Source organism: Brucella sp. IR073 (assembly GCF_049065735.1).
Lineage (GTDB): Bacteria > Pseudomonadota > Alphaproteobacteria > Rhizobiales > Rhizobiaceae > Paramesorhizobium.
Genome location: NZ_JBAKHD010000006.1, coordinates 39826 through 57983, shown reverse-complemented (window position 1 = coordinate 57983; position 18158 = coordinate 39826). Strand labels below are relative to the sequence as shown.

Below are 18158 nucleotides of genomic sequence, written 5' to 3'. Positions count from 1 at the left end.
CACAAACTAAAATTCAAGCATGCGAGATGCCCATGCATCCAAAAACTCTTGGACGATTGGCCGCCTTCCTGATCCTGCCTGCAGCTTTGTCCGGCTGCAATTGGGTCGTCATGTCTCCTTCCGGCGACATCGCCCGGCAGCAGGCAGACCTGATTCTGATCTCGACGGCATTGATGCTGATCATAATCGTGCCCGTCATTTTCCTGACGCTGTTCTTCGCCTGGAAGTACCGTCAGTCCAACCGCGACGCGGCCTATGAGCCGGAGTGGAGCCATTCGACCCGGCTCGAGGTAATCATCTGGTCGGCGCCGCTCGCGATCATCATCGCGCTGGGCGCGATCACCTGGATGAGCACCCACAAGCTCGACCCGTACCGCCCGCTCGACGAGATCGCGCCGGGCCGGCCCATCGCCGCCGACGTCAAGCCGCTGACAGTGGAAGTGGTGGCGCTCGACTGGAAATGGCTGTTCATCTATCCCGATTATGGCATCGCCAGCCTGAATGAGATGGCCGCGCCGATCGATGTGCCGATCCGGTTCAAGATCACCGCTTCCTCGGTCATGAACTCCTTCTATGTTCCGGCGCTCGCGGGCCAGATCTACGCCATGCCGGGCATGGAGACGAAGCTGCACGCGGTCATCAACAAGCCGGGCGATTATGAGGGCTTCTCCGCCAATTTCAGCGGCGCCGGATTCTCGCATATGCGCTTCAAGTTCCTTGGCCGTGATCAAGCTGGTTTCGACGCCTGGGTCGCCTCGGTGAAGGAGAAGGGAACCGCCCTTACACGGGCCGACTACCAGAAGCTGGAACTGCCGAGCGAGAAGGAGCCGGTGCGCTATTATTCGTCTGTCGATAGTGATCTCTTCAATGCGATCGTCAACATGTGCGTTGACCCCTCGAAGATGTGCATGGAGGAAATGGCGATGATCGACGCCCAGGGCGGCGGCGGCAAGGAATCGGCCAACACCGTGTTGCGGCTCACCTATGACCGCGAGCGCAAATGGGGCGCCATAGGCAACCAGTCGCGGCCGTTCCTCTTGTCGCAGTGCACGCCGCAAGGCGCAGGGCCGGGGGGCAGCGTGGTGCTGCCGCCGCAAAAAACCTCGGCCTACCCGGCTTTCGGCCAGCCCAAGGGCGAAGAGCTGAGCCAGGTTTCGACCGGTACGGTTCTCAGATAGTCTTGTATGCAACTGGCGGTGCCCGAGGGTGCCGCCATGTAAAGGTTTAGACGCATGTTTTCCAATCCTGACCTTCTGAAGTTCATCTTCGGCCGGTTAACGCTGGAATCGATTCCCTATCACGAACCGATTCTGGTCTTTACGTTCATCGGCGTCGCGATCGGCGGCCTCGCCGTGCTCGGCCTCATCACCTATTACCGGTTCTGGGGTACGCTCTGGCGCGACTGGATCACCAGTGTCGATCACAAGAAGATCGGCATCATGTATATCATCCTCGGGCTGATTATGCTCTTGCGCGGCTTTGCCGACGCCATCATGATGCGCGCCCAGCAGGCTATCTCCTTCGGCGCCAATGAAGGCTATCTGCCGCCGCACCATTACGATCAGATCTTCACGGCCCATGGCGTCATTATGATCTTCTTCGTGGCGATGCCGCTCGTCACGGGCCTGATGAACTATGTCGTGCCGCTGCAGATCGGCGCACGCGACGTGTCGTTCCCCTTCCTCAACAATTTCTCGTTCTGGATGACCACGGCGGGTGCGATCATCATCATGCTGTCGCTGTTCATCGGCGAGTTCGCCAAGACCGGCTGGCTGGCCTATCCGCCGCTGTCGGGCATCGCGTACAGTCCTGATGTCGGGGTGGATTATTATATCTGGGGCCTGCAGGTGGCCGGCATCGGCACGACGCTCTCGGGCATCAACCTGATCGCAACCATCGTCAAGATGCGCGCGCCGGGCATGACTTTCATGAAGATGCCTATCTTCACCTGGACCTCGCTCATAACCAACATCCTGATCGTCGCCTCCTTCCCGGTGCTGACCGCGGTGCTCGCGCTCCTGTCGCTCGACCGCTATGTCGGCACCAACTTCTTCACGAATGATCTCGGCGGCAACCCGATGATGTACGTGAACCTGATCTGGATCTGGGGACACCCAGAGGTCTACATCCTCGTCCTGCCGGCCTTCGGCATTTTCTCCGAGGTGGTCTCGACCTTCTCGTCCAAGCGCCTGTTCGGCTACACCTCGATGGTCTACGCAACCTGCGTGATCATGATCCTCTCCTACATCGTGTGGCTGCACCACTTCTTCACGATGGGCTCGGGCGCTTCGGTCAACGCCTTCTTCGGCATCACCACTATGATCATCTCGATCCCGACGGGCGCGAAGATGTTTAACTGGCTCTTCACCATGTATAAGGGCCGGATCCGTTACGAATTGCCGATGCTATGGACGGTCGGCTTCATGGTGACTTTCACCATAGGTGGCATGACCGGCGTCATGCTCGCGGTGCCGCCTGCCGACTTCGTGCTCCACAACTCGCTGTTCCTGATCGCGCACTTCCATAATGTGATTATCGGCGGCGTGCTGTTCGGCATGTTCGCAGGCATCACCTACTGGTTCCCCAAGGCGTTCGGCTTCAAGCTCGATCCGTTCTGGGGCAAGATGAGCTTCTGGTTCTGGCAGATCGGCTTCTTCGTCGCCTTCATGCCGCTCTATGTGCTGGGCCTGATGGGCGTGACGCGTCGCATGAGCCATTTCGACGACCCGTCGCTGCAGATCTGGTTCCAGATCGCCGCTTTGGGCGCCGTGCTCATCGCTATCGGCATCGCCTCGTTCCTCATCCAGCTCTTCGTCAGCTTCCGCAAGCGCGAGTCGCTGCGCGATTTGACCGGCGATCCCTGGGATGGCCGTACGCTGGAATGGTCGACCTCGTCGCCTCCGCCGGAGTACAACTTCGCCTTCACGCCGATCGTCCGCGACCATGACAGCTGGTACGACATGAAGAGGCGCGGCCATAAGCGTCCGCTGGAGGGCTACATACCGATCCACATGCCGAAGAATACCGGCACGGGCGCAATCCTCGCCGCCTTCAGCGTCGCCTTCGGCTTCGGTATGGTCTGGCACATATGGTGGCTGGCGATCCTCACCTTCGTCGCCATGATCGCTATCGCGATCGGCCATACCTTCAACTACAACCGGGATTACTACATCCCTGCCGAAACCGTGACCGCGACCGAAAACGCGCGCACTAGACTGCTCGCGGGACAGAACTGAAACGATGAGTATAGCAGCACACGCCCACGCCCATCTGGCGACACCGACAGCGGAAGACCAGGAATTCTATCTGAAGGATGAGCATCATCCGGAAGGCAGCACCATGCTGGGCTTCTGGATCTACCTGATGAGCGACTGCCTGATCTTCGCCGTCCTCTTCGCCGTCTATGGCGTGCTCGGCCGCAATTATGCGGCGGGGCCTTCGCCCGCCGATCTGTTCGACCTCACGCTCGTCGCCATCAACACGGCGATGCTGCTCCTGTCATCCATCACATATGGCTTCGCCATGCTGTGGATGGATAAGGGCGCCAAGACCCAGACGCTGCTCTGGCTCGGCATAACCGGCATATTCGGCGCGATCTTCATCGGGCTCGAGCTCTATGAGTTCAGCCATCTGATCCATGAAGGCGCGGGCCCGCAGCGTTCGGCGTTCCTTTCGTCCTTCTTCGCGCTGGTCGGCACGCACGGCCTGCACGTGACCTTTGGCATCATCTGGCTGATCACGCTGATGGTGCAGGTGGCAAGATACGGGCTGATCCCGGAGAACAAGCGCCGGCTGATGTGCCTTTCGATGTTCTGGCACTTCCTCGACGTCATCTGGATCGGCGTCTTCTCCTTCGTCTATCTGATGGGAGTCCTCGGATGAGTTCGCATTCTCACGCTCACCATAGTGCAGCAGACGCCCATCACGACGATGGGGCCGCGCACGGCACCTTCAAGGGCTACATGACCGGCTTCCTGCTGTCGGTGATCCTGACGGCCATCCCGTTCTGGCTGGTCATGAGCGGCGCCACCGACAGCAAGGCGCTCACGGCGGTGCTGGTCATGGGCCTCGGCGCGATACAGATCGTCGTCCACATGATCTTCTTCCTGCACATGAACCCGCGCTCGGAAGGCGGCTGGACGATCATGGCGCTGATCTTCACGCTGGTGCTCGTCGGCATCCTCCTCGCCGGCTCGCTCTGGGTCATGCATCATCTGAACTACAACATGATGCCCATGTCGCCAGAGGTGATGAAGAACATGCCTTAGGGCATTCATTTTGGACGCTGCCGCTTCTTTCATCCAGGTGGCAGCGTCAACGGAGAGGCATGGATTCCTGTGACAAGCACAGGAATGACGGGCGTAGAGGCGGGCACCATCCACCTGGAACCGCTGCGCAAGCAAAGACGTTGATTGTTATCTAAAACGATCATGCAATCCGTCATTCCTGTGCTTGTCACAGGAATCCATGCCTCGACATTTCCGCCTGCATAACGGTTCTAAGCGGACCGCCAAGACGGGCCGCTCTGAAAGGAGATGATGTCGTGGACGATGCTTCTTCGGCGGAGCTGGAGCCGGCAAATCCAGGAAGCCCGCGCCGCTCAAGAGCGTTCATGATCGGCGCGCTGCTGTTCATGACGGCTGTTTTTGTCGGCCTCGGCACCTGGCAGGTGCAGCGGCTGTTCTGGAAGCTGGACCTGATCGCCCGCGTCGATGCCCGTGTTCACGCCGCGCCGGTACCTGCACCGGGTCCGTCCGATTGGCCCAATATAACAGCGAAGAACGATGAATACCGGCGCGTCACCGCTTCCGGCACGTTCGACTACGGCAAGGACGTGCTCGTCCAGGCGGTGACGGAACGCGGGCCCGGCTTCTGGGTGATCACGCCGCTTCGCCAGCCGGATGGCGCGACGATCCTCGTCAATCGCGGCTTCGTGCCCAATGACCGGCGTGACCGCGCCGCGCGCGCTGCTGGCGAAGTTTCAGGCACCACCACGGTCACCGGCCTTCTGCGCCTCAGCGAGCCGGGCGGCGCATTCCTTCGCTCGAACGATCCCAAGGCGGGCCGCTGGTATTCCCGCGATGTCGCCGCCATCGCTGCCTCAGAGCATCTCCAGACCGTCGCGCCCTATTTCATCGATGCCGACGCGACCGCGAACCCCGGCGGCTTGCCGGTGGGCGGCCTCACAATTATCCATTTCCGCAACACTCATCTCGTCTATGCTCTCACTTGGTATGCCCTGGCGCTGATGAGCGCAGGCGGGGCCTATTTCGTCCGGCGGAAAACCTAATTCATCATCGCGCGCGCCGCACTTTTCAGCAAATGGCGTTGCGCATCTCGCGCCGGAAGTCCGAAGGGGACATCCCGGCGATCTGCCGGAACGCCTTGTTGAAGGCGCTGACGGAGCCGAAGCCGCTTTCCATCGCGATCTGGAGGATGTTCTCCGTTCCGTTCATCAGCATGGCCTGCGCGCGCGAAAGGCGGAGCAACGTCAGATATTTGATGAGCGTCATCCCGGTCGATTTGCGAAAGAGGTCCATGGCGTATTTCGGATGAAGCTGGACCGCGCGGGCGATGTCCGTCGCGTCGATATCATCGAGAAAATGCGCGGCGATATAATCGCACATGCGCGCGACGCTTGAGGATGGCCCTGTTCCGCCATCCTGGCCTGCCTTTCGCTCGCCGGTCGCGGCGGATGTCACCGAATAGGGCTCCAGGAACATGCGCTCGATGCGCAGCAGCAGTTCGGCCACCGCATGTTCCGCCTTTGCCGGATCGCCCGACCGCGCATAACGAAACCAGCGGGCAAAATTTTCCTCGTCGGCCCGGTCGGTGTGCGAGGTCAATATGGTCGCGCCGCCCATCAATTGCGCGGAGGCGGGAGCCGGCAGGCGCAGCCGGAAAAAATGGACGAGCGGCAGATGCGCGCCCGCATAGAGGGAATCGCTCGAGGATTCATCCAGCTGATGCGATTGTCCGCCCCAGAACAGGCACATCTGCCCGGCGGCGAGCCGAAGGCCATAATCGCCCATCCGGTAATGGACGGAGCCTCGCATGATGTAATTGACCTCCACCTGCGCGTGCCAGTGCGGCCTCAGCATGATGGGCGGGTGGTTGTGAAAAAACTGCAGGGTGGTGGGCAAGCCCTCGATACTGCTTGCGCCGGGCTGGTAGATGGCTCTTTCGGCAACCTTACTTTCCGCCAAATCGACATTCCCTTTCGACGAGACAGTTTTCCGCTGGACGCTAATCTCAACAGGTTCGCTGAAGAACGGCAATTGGAAAAGGGAGGTTTTCAATGTGCTTCAAACTTCTTGGCGCGGCGCTGTCGCTTGCGCTTTTGACTGTGCCTGCGTCCGCGCAGTCCACCACCACCATCACCATCTGGAGCTGGAACGTCGCCGCATCGTCGCTGAAGTCGACGCTCGAAGGGTTCAACAAGAAATACCCCGATATCAAGGTCAATATCGAAGATCTCGGCAATGATCCGGTCTATGACAAGACGCTGGCCGCCTGCGCCGCGGGCGGGGAGGGGCTGCCTGATATCGTCACCGTCGAGAATTTCGAGGCGGAAGTGTTCTGGGCCCGTTTCCCGGATTGCTTCACGGATTTGACCCAGCTTGGCTATACGCCCGAAAAACAGGCGCTGTTCCCCGATTTCAAGCGCACCGAACTGGAAGTGGACGGGGTTGCCTATGCCATGCCCTGGGATTCCGGCCCGGTCGCGGTCTTCTATCGCCGCGATTTCTATGAAAAGGCCGGGGTCGATCCGCAGACGATCAAGACCTGGGATGATTTCATTGCCGCCGGCAAGAAGGTCATGGCGGCCAATCCCGGTACAGTCATGGCGCAGGCCGATTTCAACGGTGACAGCGAATGGTTCCGCATGATCGCCAATGAGCAGGGCTGCGGCTACTTCTCCACTGACGGGCAAAGCATCACCATCAACCAGCCGGCTTGCGTCGCCACGCTGGAAAAGCTGAAGGAGATGAAGGACGCGGGCATCATAACTGCCGCGATCTGGGACGAGAAAATCCAGGCCAACACGGCGGGCAAGGCCGCGAGCCAGATGTATGGCGCCTGGTATGAAGGCTCGATCCGCACCAACTCGCCCGATCTCTCGGGCAAATGGGGCGTCTATCTCATGCCCAGCCTGACGCCTGACGGACCGCGCGCCGCCAATATCGGCGGCTCTTCGCTCGCCATCAGCTCCGCCTCGCAGAACAAGGAAGCGGCATGGAAATTCATCGACTATGCCCTCACCACCAATGAGGCGCAGGTAACGATGCTGAAATCCTTCGGCCTGGTGCCGTCGCTTCTCTCGGCCATCGACGATCCCTTCGTCAAGGAGGCGCAGCCCTATTGGGGCGGGCAGCCGGTCTGGGCCGAGATCCTGGCGACCCTGCCGAAGATCGTGCCCGCCCGCGGCACGGCCTTCCAGACCGACGCCGACGCTATCTACATGGCAACTCAGACCAAATATTTCGCGGGAGGCTATCCCAATGCCAAGGCGGCGCTGGATGATGCTGCCAAGCAGATCGAAGCAGCAACGGGGTTGCCGGTAGCTCAGTGAAGAGCGTCGACGTTTGGAGGGAATCGCGAGGCACCCCCCCTCTGTCCTGCCGGACATCTCCCCCTCAAGGGGGGAGATTAGCCGTCATCGACGCGCGGCACCAATCGCAAGCGTCGCAGAATGGGCGGTGGAGGGTGAGGTCAGCCAATCTCCCCCCTTGAGGGGGAGATGTCCGGCAGGACAGAGGGGGAGATGTCCYGCCGATGCTTCCTTCTGAACAAAAGCTCCAAGGATATTTCGGAGGCAAGCCATGCGGCTCAACAACCGGATCGCTTATGCGTTCCTCGCCCCCTATCTTCTGATTTTCGCGGTGTTCTGGGTCTGGCCGATCATCGACTCGTTCCTGCTGTCGTTCCAGAACACCCGCGTCAATCCATGGCGTTTCGCGCCGTCGCTCAACTGGGGCCGGCTCATCGCCGACCCGGCCTTTTATAACGCGCTGTACAACACGCTGATTATCCTTGTGATACAGGTACCTGTCATGATCGCGCTCGCGACGATCATGGCGGTTCTCCTGAATTCGCCGCTACTGAAGGCGCGTCCGTTCTATCGCTTCGCCTTCTTCGCGCCCGTCGTCGTCGGCGAGGTCGCCTATGCCGCCGTGTTCCGGGTGATGTTCAGCGCCGATTTCGGCATTATCAACAAGCTGATCACCTCGGTGGGACTTGCGCCCGTCTCCTGGTTCGACAATGGCAATGCTGCAATGGCACTGCTCATCATCGCCGTCACTTGGCGCTGGGCGGGCTATAACGCCATCATCATCCTTGCCGGGCTTCAGTCCATTCCTGCTGATGTCTATGAAGCGGCCACGCTTGACCGGGTGAGCAAGCGCCAGCAATTCTTTCACATCACGCTGCCGCTCTTAAAGCCGATCATCATGTTCTGCGTCGTCCTGTCGGTCATCGGCACGATGCAGCTCTTCACCGAACCGTTCCTCATCACCAACAGAGGCGGCCCCGGCGGGGCGACGGAGACGCTCGGCCTCCTGCTTTATCGACAGGGCTTCACCTCGCTGAATTTCGGTTACGCCTCGGCCATCGCCTACATCATGGCCGCGCTCGCTATCGCCATATCGCTTCTCAATCTATGGGCCGGGAGGGAATCGAAATGAGATCCAGATCGAAGACCCTGCTCTGGCAGAAGATCGGCCTTCATGCCGTGCTGACGCCGCTGGCGCTGATCTGGCTGTTTCCGCTGTGGATGATGTTCATCTTCTCCACCATGCCTGATCACGGCATTTTCAGCCCTGAGATCGTCCTGACGCCATCGACCCATTTCATGGAGAATTTCCATGTCCTGCAGGGCAACACCAATTTCCTGCGGGCGATGTTCATCTCTATCACGGTCGCCGTCATCTACACCGTTCTATCGGTGCTTCTGACCTCGATGGCCGGCTGGGCGCTGGTGCGCTATCGCTTCGCCGGAAAATCGGTGGTCATCGCCATCATCCTCGGCACCATCACGCTACCCTTCGCGGTGGTGGTTATTCCGCAATTCATCATGGTCGCGCGGGAGTTCAAGCTCGCCAACACCTGGATCGCGCTGATCGTGCCGCCGCTCTTCAATTCGCTCGGTGTGCTCTTCATGCGGCAGGCCTTTTCCATGATGCCATCGGAACTTTTCGATGCCGCCCGCGTCGAGGGTGTGAAGGAATGGCAGATCTTCCTGCGTATCGCGCTGCCGCTGGCGCGGCCCACCATGGCGGCGCTGTCGATCATCCTCTTCCTCGCTTCGTGGAACAATTATCTCTGGCCGCTGCTCATCAATTCCCGGCCCGGCATGATGACCGCTCCGGTCGCGCTCGGCACGCTCATCGGTCTTACCAAGGTTTCGTGGGGCGGCATCATGGCGGGCGCCGTGCTGCTGACCGCGCCGGTGCTTGCCGTCTTCGTCTTCCTGCAGCGCCATTTCATTGCCGGCATCGCCGCCGGCGCCGTCAAATAATCGGGGAGCGTCATGGCTGGCCTTGTCCTCAAAAATGTCGTCAAGCGTTACGGTACGCTGGAAATCATTCACGGCGCCAATCTCGATATCGCCGATGGCGAGTTCGTGGTGTTCGTTGGCCCCTCCGGCTGCGGAAAATCCACCCTGCTGCGCATGATTGCGGGGCTGGAGGATATTTCCGGCGGGGAGATCGCCATCGGCGGAAAAGTCGTCAACGATGCCGAGCCCGCCGACCGCGGCATTGCCATGGTGTTCCAGTCCTATGCGCTCTATCCGCATATGACGGTCGAGGAGAACCTCTCCTTCGGGCTGAGGATGAACGGCAATCCGAAGGAGGATACGGCGAAGCGCGTGCGGCGCGCTGCCGAAATCCTGCAGATCGCCGAGCTGATGCACCGGCGGCCAAAGGAGCTCTCGGGCGGACAGCGCCAGCGTGTCGCCATCGGCCGCGCCATTGTGCGCGAGCCGCAAGTGTTTCTCTTCGACGAGCCGCTGTCGAATCTCGACGCCGAACTGCGCGTGCAGATGCGGGTGGAGATCGCCCGGCTGCACAAGCAGCTCGGCACGACGATGATCTATGTCACGCATGACCAGACCGAGGCGATGACGCTCGCCGACAAGATCGTCGTGATGCGCGGCGGCAATATCGAGCAGGTCGGCGCGCCGCTGGACCTTTATGACAACCCCGCCAACCGGTTCGTCGCGGGCTTTGTCGGCTCGCCCAAGATGAACTTCCTGGCGGCGAAGATATCAGGCGCGAGCGAGGGCGGAGTCACCGTCTCGCTCGACGGCGATCCAGCCCTGCGACTTACCCTGCCGCTTGCGACACAACTTGCCGAGGGCACGCCCGTCACGCTGGGCATCCGGCCTGAGCATTTTCGCCATAGCGGCATGGGCGATGTGGATTTGACCGTCCATGTCGATATGGCGGAGCATCTGGGCAACACCAGTTACGTCCATGCCCGTCTCGCGGGAGGCGAGCCGCTGGTGATCGAGCGTCCGGATTCGCGCGGTCTTGCCAATCAGAGCCACCTGACGGTGGGCATCCCTCTTCACAAACTCTTCCTCTTCGGCGCAGACGGCCAACGCCTGCGCTGATCCTCCCGTTCAACCCGAGCATTCCAGAGGTTTTTCAATGATATCCGCCCAAAAGATCCGCTGGGGCATTATCGGCCCAGGCACCATCGCACGCACCTTTGCCGATGGCATCGCCCATTCAAACACCGGGGAACTCTCGGCCATCGCCACGCGCAATCCGGACAAGCCAGGGCTTGCCGAGGCATTTCCCGGCGCGCGGGTGGTCCATGGCTATGAGGCGCTTCTGAGCGATCCTGACATCGACGCCGTCTATATCGCCACCCCGCACACGCTCCACGCCGAATGGGCGATCAAGGCCATCCGCGCCGGAAAGCATGTGCTCGTCGAAAAGCCGATTGCGCTTTCGGCCTATGACGCCGATGCGATTTTCTATGAGGCGAAGAAGGCCGGTGTCTTTGCGGGCGAGGCCTATATGTACCGCCTGCATCCGCAAACGGCGAAGCTCGTCGAGCTGGTCAAAGAGGGCGTTATCGGCGCTATCCGTATCATCCGCTCCAGCTTCGGCTTCAGCATGGGTAGCTTCCGGCCCGATCACCGCCTGTTCGCCAATGATACCGCTGGGGGCGGCATTCTCGACGTGGGCGGCTATCCGGTTTCCATGGCCCGGCTCATCGCGGGCGCGGCGGAAGGCAAGCCTTTCGCAGAACCGGAAAAGGTGTTCGGCGTCGCCCATCTCGGGGGCTCCGGTGTCGATGAATGGGCATCCGCCGTGCTGAAATTTACAAGCGGTATTATCGCGGATGTGTCGTGCTCCATCATGGCGAAGCAGGACAATGTGCTGCGCATTATCGGCGCGAGCGGACGCATCGAGGTTGAGGATTTCTGGTACGCTTCGGGCCATAAGGGCGGGGTGGGGCGCATCGAGATTATCAGGGGAAACGAGCGGGAAACGGTCGAGGTCCGCGAGGACGGATGGCTCTATGCCTTCGAAGTGGACGCGGCGGGCGAGGCGATTCGGGCGGGGCGGCAGGAATTTGCGAGCCCCGGCATGAGCTGGGAGGATTCGCTCGGCAATCTCAGGGTGATGGATCGCTGGCGCGCTTCCGTAGGCCTGGAATATGGCATCGAGAGAGCGGCGAAGCGGGTGAAGAATATTGCGGGCGGAACGGTACGCCCCGGCAATTCCATACCGAAACGGCAGATTCCCGGCCTCGCCAAACTCGCTTCCACTGTCGCGCTGGGGTTCGAGTTCTTCCCCAATTTCGCCTCGGCCTCGCTGACGCTCGACGCTTTCTATGAAGCGGGCGGCAATCTGTTCGACACGGCCTTCATCTATGGCGGCGGGCGGACGGAAGCGATTTTCGGCGACTGGCACACGAGCCGCAATGTGCCGCGCGAGGAGATCGTGCTGATCGGCAAGGGGGCCCATTCCCCGCTTTGCTACCCCGATGTCATCGCCAGGCAGCTCGACCAGTCGCTGGAACGGCTGAAAACCGATTATGTCGATGTCTATTTCATGCATCGCGACAATCCGGACGTGCCCGTGGGTGAGTTCGTCGACGCCATGGATGCGGAAGTGCGGCGCGGACGCATTCGCGGCATTTTCGGCGGGTCGAACTGGACGCGCGAGCGCATGGACGAAGCCATCGCCTATGCGCAAAAATCCGGCAAGACGGCCCCGGCGGCGCTTTCCAACAATTTCTCGCTCGCCGAAATGCTGGAGCCGATCTGGGCGGGATGCGTTGCCGCCTCAGACGACGAATGGAAGGAGTGGCTGAAGGCGCGCAACATTCCCAATTTCGCCTGGTCAAGCCAGGGCAGGGGCTTCTTCACCGAGCGGGCGGGACGCGACAAGCGGGATGACGAGGAAATGGTGCGGACTTGGTATTCCGACCGCAATTTCGAACGCCGTGAAAGGGCCATAGAATTGGCAGAGCAGCTTGGCCGCCACCCGATCCACGTCGCGCTCGCCTATGTCGTCGCGCAAGCCTTCCCGGTGATTCCTCTCATTGGCCCCCGCACTGTCGGCGAGCTAGAGGATAGTCTCTCGGCGCTCGATATTAAGCTCACGCCGGAACAGCTGAAATGGCTTGAGGGGTAACGAGGTCGCGTCTTACCCTATGCTTTGCAGCGTGCTCGGGTCAGCGCCCGCGATCCGGGCAAGCACTGCCTCGGCCAGCTTGCGCCCGGCGAGCTTGAAGCTTTCGCTGACGACGATCATCTCGGGCCGGAACCAGGGCAGAATATCGGAGGATTGTTTCGCGGCAACGTCCACATCCGCTCCCAGCCGCAACCCCGCCGCCTCCAGACCGGCGACGGTGGCGATGGCAGCAGCGCTCGATGCGCAGATGATCCCGTCCGGGCGGTCACCCTGGCGCACGATGGCCTGGATGCGCTCGCGCAAAATGTCGAGCGGCGCATCGATATCGATACCGGGCAGGATATGGGCGGCGCAGCCATTTTCACGCGCGCCGTCAAAAAAGCCATTCACCATATGGCTGTAATAGGTCAGATGCGGTGGCGGCGTCAGGATCGCCAGCCGCCGGCGTCCGCGTTCGGCAAGCCGCGCCGCGACATTGCGGGCGAAGCTGTAATTGTCGAAATCATGGAACGGATGCTCAATGCCCATATCCGTGCGCCCATGGGTGGCGAAAGGGACGTTATGCTCGGTCAGGTAACGCACCCGCGCATCGTCGGGCTCCGTGCGCGAGAAAATGAGACCGTCAGCCGAACCCGTTTCGACGATATAGCGGATCGGCTCCATCGGGTCCTTGGAATGGGAATAGGGCGTGACGATCAGGTGATATTGCGTATCGGCCAGCACCTCGGAAACGCCGTGGACGACATGCGAGGTGAAGCCCATGATCTCGTCCTGCGTGTTGAGCACGAGGGCGATGACGTTTGTCTTGCCGGTGCGCAGGCGCACGCCGGCGCGGTTGGGCCGGTAGCCCACCTGCCGCGCGATCAACTGAACGCGCTTGCGCGTCTCGATGCCGATTTCAGGCGCGTCCTTCAGCGCGCGGGAGACGGTCGTGACGCCAAGCCCCGCCATGAAGGCGATGGTCTTCAGGGTCGGCCTGTCGCTCTCCGGCGGGGTCTGTGCCTCCGTCTTGCCGCTCTCTGTTTCACTCTTCATGCCAACTGCCTCCCGCCTTTTTTCTGGGCGAATGGCGGTATATCGCATAGCCCGCTTTTTCTTGGGAAAAAGTTTTCCCCAATTTCGTTGAACCTATCCTCGCAGAACGGCCTGCCAGGGTAACACGCCCTTCATTTTCGCGTCATCCTCAAGCAGAGGCGTTTCCTTTTACGTAAAATGGCTGCAAAACGCTGTAGGACTTAAGCACGAACCTGCGGAATACCCCGTTCAGGCAGGTGCAGAAGGAGGTGGTGAAATGCTTGAAATTGCCCGCTCCGGTAGAATAAACATAGCGGCGTCTCCATCCCAGTTGACAAATGAACCGTTTTAAAAAATCATATCATATAATTTAAGTCCGGGAGGCGGAGTCATTTTCCCTGCAGCGTTAGGCGTAATTGATCCTGAGATCGGGATCGAGGGGAAGAGTTTTCCAATTTCCGGGCTTGGGTGGGATTGGTCGTCCCTGTCTTGAGCCAACGCCATCGCGTAGCGGCTTCAGGATGGGTGCGGCTGAAATGTGATCAGCAACTGGGAGGATACCCGTGAAAATACTCAAAACTGCTTTGGCAGCGCTGCTGTCTGTCGCCTGGATGGGAGCCGCCGCCGCTCCGACCATGGCGCAGGAGAAGGGCACGATCGGCATCTCCATGCCGACGAAGTCGTCCGCGCGCTGGATCGCCGATGGCGACAACATGGTGAAGATCCTGCAGGAGCGCGGTTATAAGACCGACCTGCAGTACGCTGAAGACGACATCCCGAACCAGCTGTCGCAGATCGAGAACATGATCACCAAGGGCGTGAAGGTCCTCGTGGTCGCCGCGATCGACGGTACGACGCTTTCCGGCGCGCTGCAGCAGGCCCATGACGCCGGCATCAAGGTCATCGCTTATGACCGCCTGATCCGCGACACGCCGAATGTCGATTACTACACGACCTTTGATAATTTCCAGGTTGGTGTCCTGCAGGCGAAGTCGCTCGTCGACGCGCTCGGCCTGCCGGAGAAGAAGGGTCCGTTCAACATCGAGCTGTTCGGCGGCTCGCCTGACGACAACAACGCCTACTTCTTCTATGACGGCGCGATGTCCGTGCTGCAGCCTTATATCGACAAGGGCGAGCTCGTCGTGCAGTCCGGCCAGATGGGCATGGACAAGGTCGGAACGCTGCGCTGGGACGGCGCCGCTGCGCAGGCCCGCATGGACAACCTTCTCTCGGCCTACTACACCGACAAGAAGGTCAACGCCGTGCTGTCTCCCTATGACGGCATCTCCATCGGTATCCTCTCTTCGCTGCGTGGCGTAGGCTACGGTACCAAGGACCAGCCGTTCCCCTATGTCTCAGGCCAGGATGCGGAAGTTCCGTCCGTCAAGTCGATCATCGCCGGCGAGCAATATTCGACCATCTTCAAGGACACCCGTGAACTCGCCAAGGTTACGGCCAACATGATCGATGCTCTTGGCACCGGCAAGGAGCCTGAAGTCAACGACACCAAGACCTACAACAATGGCGTCAAGGTCGTTCCGGCTTACCTGCTGAAGCCTGTGCTCGTGACCAAGGAAAACTGGAAGGACGTTCTGGTCGGTTCCGGTTATTACAAGGAAGACCAGCTCAAGTAAGGGTCTGGACACTGGGCCTCGGGATTTTCCGGGGCCCTTCCTGCCGCTTTATCGCCGCCTCCTTCGGGATGGTGATCCCCTGGGGGATGGCGATGAAGGCGGCTTGATTTATGCGGGTGTGGATCAGCATGGATACGATCCTTGAAATGCGGAATATCTCCAAGAGCTTTCCCGGTGTGAAAGCCTTGGATAATGTCAATCTCGCCGTGGCCAGGGGCGAGATTCATGCGCTCGTCGGTGAGAACGGCGCCGGCAAATCGACACTGATGAAGGTGTTGTCGGGCGTCTATCCCCATGGCAGCTATGAAGGCCAGATCATTTATAATGGTGAGGAGCAGCGCTTTCGCGGCATTCAGGACAGCGAGCGCCTCGGCATCATCATTATCCATCAGGAACTGGCGCTCGTCCCGCTGCTTTCGATTACCGAGAATATCTTTCTCGGCAATGAGCAGGCGCATCGCGGCGTCATCGACTGGGACATTTCCGAGAAGCGGACGCGCGAGCTGCTGCAGAAAGTCGGGCTCAACGAAGATCCTTCGACGCTGGTCACCAATCTGGGTGTCGGCAAGCAACAAATGATAGAGATCGCCAAGGCGCTCTCCAAGGAAGTGAAGCTTCTGATCCTCGACGAGCCCACGGCGAGCCTCAACGAAAAGGACAGCGACGCGCTTCTCGAATTGCTGCTCGAGTTCAAGGCGCAGGGCATTTCCTCGATCCTCATCTCCCACAAGCTCAACGAGGTGGAAAAGGTCGCCGACCGCATCACCGTGCTGCGCGACGGCACGACGGTGGAAACCATCGAGAAGGCCGATATCAGCGACGAGCGCATCGTCACCGCTATGGTGGGCCGCGAATTGTCGGATCGTTATCCGAAGCGGACGCCCAAGATCGGCGACGTGCTGTTCGAGGTGAAGAACTGGGTCGTCTATAACCAGCACCACCCCGACCGCCAGATGATCAAGGGCATCAATCTGAATGTCCGCGCGGGCGAGATCGTCGGCATTGCCGGGCTGATGGGCGCGGGGCGCACCGAGTTCGCGATGAGCGTTTTCGGCAAATCCTACGGCCGCAATATCAGCGGCGAGGTTTTTCTCCATGGCCGCAAGATCGATGTTTCGACGGTCAGCAAGGCGGTCGATAACGGCCTCGCCTATGCGACCGAGGACCGCAAGACCTACGGCCTCAACCTCATCGACCATATCAAACACAATGTGACGCTTGCCAATCTCAAGGGCGTGTCCAAGAGCGGCGTCATCGACGATTTCGCGGAACTGAAGGTCGCCAACGAATACCGGACCAAGACCAAGCTGCGCTCATCGAATGTGTATCAGGTGACCGGCAATCTCTCTGGCGGCAACCAGCAGAAGGTCGTGCTGTCGAAATGGCTGTTCTCGGACCCGGAACTGCTGATCCTCGATGAGCCGACGCGCGGCATCGATGTCGGCGCGAAATACGAAATCTATGAAATCATCAACAAACTGGCGAATGAAGGGAAGGGCATTCTGGTGATCTCCTCCGAAATGCCCGAGCTTCTCGGCATGTGCGACCGCATCTATGTGATGAACGAAGGCCGCCTCGTCGGAGAAATGCCAGCCAGCGAAGCCAGCCAGGAAAAGATCATGCGAACGATCATCCGTGCTGAGGGAAGGGTGTAACAACTATGAGTGAAATCGCATCTTCCGAAACGAAAGCGGCGAAACAGAAGCAGTCGCTGTCCGTTTACGCCAATTTCCGCGAATACGGGCTGGTTGCGGCGCTGATCCTGATCATGCTGTTCTTCCAGTTCACGACGGACGGAACGTTGTTCCGCCCGCTGAACCTCACCAATCTGGTGCTGCAGAACAGCTACATCATCATCATGGCGCTCGGCATGCTGCTGGTGATCGTGGCGGGGCATATCGACCTGTCGGTCGGCTCGGTCGCGGGCTTCATCGGCGCGCTCTCGGCGATGATGATGGTGCAATGGGGCATTCACTACGTTCCGGCGACGATCCTCTGCCTTGCCATGGGCGGCCTCATCGGCGCGGCCCAGGGGTATTGGGTCGCCTATCACAAGATACCGTCCTTCATCGTCACGCTCGCAGGCATGCTGGTGTTCCGCGGGCTGACGCTCGCGCTTCTGGGCGGCCGGTCGATCGGTCCGTTCCCGCCGCAGTTCCAGCTCCTGAGCTCGGGCTTCATTCCGGATTTCTTCCCCGGTTACGGCATCCACATGACGTCTATGCTGATCGGCGTTGCGGTTGTCGGCTTCATGATCTGGTCGGGCATTCGCCGCCGCATCAAGCGCGAGCGCAATGGCTATGACGCGGAGCCCTTCGCGTTGTTCGCGGCCAAGAACCTGATTATCGGCGGCCTTGCCCTTTACCTGTGCTACCTGCTGGCGTCGTATAAGGGCCTGCCGAACGTCCTCATCGTCATGGCGGTGCTGATCGCGCTCTTCGCCTTCGTCACCCGGCACACCACCATCGGCCGCCGCATCTATGCGATGGGCGGCAACGAAAAGGCGGCGAAGCTCTCGGGCATCCGCACCGACCGGCTGACCTTCCTCACCTTCGTCAACATGGGTGTGCTGGCCGCGCTGGCGGGCCTCATCTTTGCTGCGCGCCTCAACACGGCAACGCCGAAGGCAGGCCTCGGCTTCGAGCTCGACGTCATCGCGGCGGTGTTCATCGGCGGCGCATCGGCTATGGGCGGCGTCGGCCAGGTGATGGGAGCCGTCATCGGCGCCTTCATCATGGGCGTCATGAACAATGGCATGTCGATCATGGGCATCAATGTCGACTGGCAGCAGGTGATCAAGGGCCTCGTGCTGCTCGCAGCTGTCGTCTTCGACGTCTATAACAAGAACAAATAA

At 60.2% G+C, this 18158-nt stretch carries 15 protein-coding genes; 13 read left to right on the top strand and 2 right to left on the bottom strand.

Going from position 1 to position 18158, the window contains the following annotated elements; translation table 11 throughout:
• Positions 1 to 26: 26 nt before the first annotated feature.
• From cyoA to ACOWVG_RS14480, 5 genes are all read left to right on the top strand, one after another.
• Complete coding sequence (cyoA, locus tag ACOWVG_RS14500; protein ID WP_420962954.1) at positions 27 to 1178, top strand: ubiquinol oxidase subunit II; 1152 nt, start codon at positions 27 to 29, stop codon at positions 1176 to 1178.
• A gap of 54 nt (positions 1179 to 1232) precedes the next feature.
• On the top strand, positions 1233 to 3236 hold the full coding sequence (gene cyoB / locus ACOWVG_RS14495; RefSeq protein ID WP_420962953.1) for a cytochrome o ubiquinol oxidase subunit I: 2004 nt from the start codon (positions 1233 to 1235) through the stop codon (positions 3234 to 3236).
• Positions 3237 to 3240: 4 nt separating this feature from the next.
• Positions 3241 to 3882, top strand: coding sequence for a cytochrome o ubiquinol oxidase subunit III (cyoC, locus tag ACOWVG_RS14490; RefSeq protein ID WP_420962952.1), 642 nt, complete (start codon positions 3241 to 3243; stop codon positions 3880 to 3882).
• Entirely contained in the window at positions 3879 to 4268 is a 390-nt protein-coding gene (gene cyoD / locus ACOWVG_RS14485; RefSeq protein ID WP_420962951.1) for a cytochrome o ubiquinol oxidase subunit IV, read from the top strand. Before cyoC ends, cyoD begins: the two co-directional genes overlap by 4 nt.
• 344 nt (positions 4269 to 4612) lie before the next feature.
• Entirely contained in the window at positions 4613 to 5290 is a 678-nt protein-coding gene (locus ACOWVG_RS14480) for an SURF1 family protein (RefSeq protein ID WP_420963104.1), read from the top strand.
• A gap of 25 nt (positions 5291 to 5315) precedes the next feature.
• Here the strand turns inward: ACOWVG_RS14480 and ACOWVG_RS14475 are convergent, their stop codons facing one another.
• Complete coding sequence (locus ACOWVG_RS14475; protein ID WP_420962950.1) at positions 5316 to 6206, bottom strand: helix-turn-helix domain-containing protein; 891 nt, start codon at positions 6204 to 6206, stop codon at positions 5316 to 5318.
• Positions 6207 to 6298: 92 nt separating this feature from the next.
• Between ACOWVG_RS14475 and ACOWVG_RS14470 the strand changes: the two genes are divergently transcribed.
• The 5 genes from ACOWVG_RS14470 to ACOWVG_RS14450 all read left to right on the top strand — a co-directional run bounded on the left by ACOWVG_RS14470 (position 6299) and on the right by ACOWVG_RS14450 (position 12656).
• Positions 6299 to 7573, top strand: a complete 1275-nt coding sequence (locus ACOWVG_RS14470) for an ABC transporter substrate-binding protein (protein ID WP_420962949.1) — start codon at positions 6299 to 6301, stop codon at positions 7571 to 7573.
• Between the two features lie 250 nt (positions 7574 to 7823).
• Positions 7824 to 8684, top strand: coding sequence for a carbohydrate ABC transporter permease (locus tag ACOWVG_RS14465; RefSeq protein WP_420962948.1), 861 nt, complete (start codon positions 7824 to 7826; stop codon positions 8682 to 8684).
• Positions 8681 to 9517 (top strand): carbohydrate ABC transporter permease, encoded by an 837-nt coding sequence (locus ACOWVG_RS14460; RefSeq protein ID WP_420962947.1) that lies wholly within the window; start codon positions 8681 to 8683, stop codon positions 9515 to 9517. Before ACOWVG_RS14465 ends, ACOWVG_RS14460 begins: the two co-directional genes overlap by 4 nt.
• 12 nt (positions 9518 to 9529) lie before the next feature.
• Positions 9530 to 10615, top strand: coding sequence for an ABC transporter ATP-binding protein (locus ACOWVG_RS14455; protein ID WP_420962946.1), 1086 nt, complete (start codon positions 9530 to 9532; stop codon positions 10613 to 10615).
• Positions 10616 to 10652: 37 nt separating this feature from the next.
• A complete protein-coding gene (locus tag ACOWVG_RS14450; RefSeq protein WP_420962945.1) occupies positions 10653 to 12656 on the top strand; it encodes an aldo/keto reductase in 2004 nt (667 codons plus the stop codon).
• A 12-nt stretch (positions 12657 to 12668) separates the two neighbouring features.
• Here ACOWVG_RS14450 and ACOWVG_RS14445 read toward each other — a convergent pair whose 3' ends face one another.
• Positions 12669 to 13691: a LacI family transcriptional regulator gene (locus tag ACOWVG_RS14445; protein WP_420962944.1), complete on the bottom strand. Its 1023-nt coding sequence runs from the start codon at positions 13689 to 13691 to the stop codon at positions 12669 to 12671.
• 590 nt (positions 13692 to 14281) lie between these two features.
• On the opposite strand from ACOWVG_RS14445, the gene chvE reads away from it, so the two are divergent.
• The 3 genes from chvE (at position 14282) to mmsB (ending at position 18158) form a co-directional block, all read left to right on the top strand.
• Complete coding sequence (chvE, locus tag ACOWVG_RS14440; protein WP_420963102.1) at positions 14282 to 15304, top strand: multiple monosaccharide ABC transporter substrate-binding protein; 1023 nt, start codon at positions 14282 to 14284, stop codon at positions 15302 to 15304.
• A 128-nt stretch (positions 15305 to 15432) separates the two neighbouring features.
• Positions 15433 to 16959: a multiple monosaccharide ABC transporter ATP-binding protein gene (gene mmsA, locus ACOWVG_RS14435; RefSeq protein ID WP_420962943.1), complete on the top strand. Its 1527-nt coding sequence runs from the start codon at positions 15433 to 15435 to the stop codon at positions 16957 to 16959.
• Between the two features lie 5 nt (positions 16960 to 16964).
• Positions 16965 to 18158 carry a multiple monosaccharide ABC transporter permease gene (gene mmsB, locus ACOWVG_RS14430; RefSeq protein ID WP_420962942.1) on the top strand — a complete coding sequence of 398 codons (1194 nt, stop codon included), beginning with the start codon at positions 16965 to 16967 and terminating at the stop codon, positions 18156 to 18158.

What these genes read in the sequence shown, in the direction of transcription:
- ACOWVG_RS14480 (WP_420963104.1), top strand. Translation starts at nt 4,613, where the DNA reads ATGATCGGCGCGCTGCTGTTCATGACGGCTGTTTTTGTCGGCCTCGGC.
- mmsA (WP_420962943.1), top strand. Translation starts at nt 15,433, where the DNA reads ATGGATACGATCCTTGAAATGCGGAATATCTCCAAGAGCTTTCCCGGT.
- cyoC (WP_420962952.1), top strand. Translation starts at nt 3,241, where the DNA reads ATGAGTATAGCAGCACACGCCCACGCCCATCTGGCGACACCGACAGCG.
- ACOWVG_RS14460 (WP_420962947.1), top strand. Translation starts at nt 8,681, where the DNA reads ATGAGATCCAGATCGAAGACCCTGCTCTGGCAGAAGATCGGCCTTCAT.
- cyoD (WP_420962951.1), top strand. Translation starts at nt 3,879, where the DNA reads ATGAGTTCGCATTCTCACGCTCACCATAGTGCAGCAGACGCCCATCAC.
- ACOWVG_RS14455 (WP_420962946.1), top strand. Translation starts at nt 9,530, where the DNA reads ATGGCTGGCCTTGTCCTCAAAAATGTCGTCAAGCGTTACGGTACGCTG.
- ACOWVG_RS14450 (WP_420962945.1), top strand. Translation starts at nt 10,653, where the DNA reads ATGATATCCGCCCAAAAGATCCGCTGGGGCATTATCGGCCCAGGCACC.
- ACOWVG_RS14445 (WP_420962944.1), bottom strand. Translation starts at nt 13,691, where the DNA reads ATGAAGAGTGAAACAGAGAGCGGCAAGACGGAGGCACAGACCCCGCCG.
- ACOWVG_RS14465 (WP_420962948.1), top strand. Translation starts at nt 7,824, where the DNA reads ATGCGGCTCAACAACCGGATCGCTTATGCGTTCCTCGCCCCCTATCTT.
- cyoB (WP_420962953.1), top strand. Translation starts at nt 1,233, where the DNA reads ATGTTTTCCAATCCTGACCTTCTGAAGTTCATCTTCGGCCGGTTAACG.
- chvE (WP_420963102.1), top strand. Translation starts at nt 14,282, where the DNA reads ATGGGAGCCGCCGCCGCTCCGACCATGGCGCAGGAGAAGGGCACGATC.
- cyoA (WP_420962954.1), top strand. Translation starts at nt 27, where the DNA reads ATGCCCATGCATCCAAAAACTCTTGGACGATTGGCCGCCTTCCTGATC.
- mmsB (WP_420962942.1), top strand. Translation starts at nt 16,965, where the DNA reads ATGAGTGAAATCGCATCTTCCGAAACGAAAGCGGCGAAACAGAAGCAG.
- ACOWVG_RS14470 (WP_420962949.1), top strand. Translation starts at nt 6,299, where the DNA reads ATGTGCTTCAAACTTCTTGGCGCGGCGCTGTCGCTTGCGCTTTTGACT.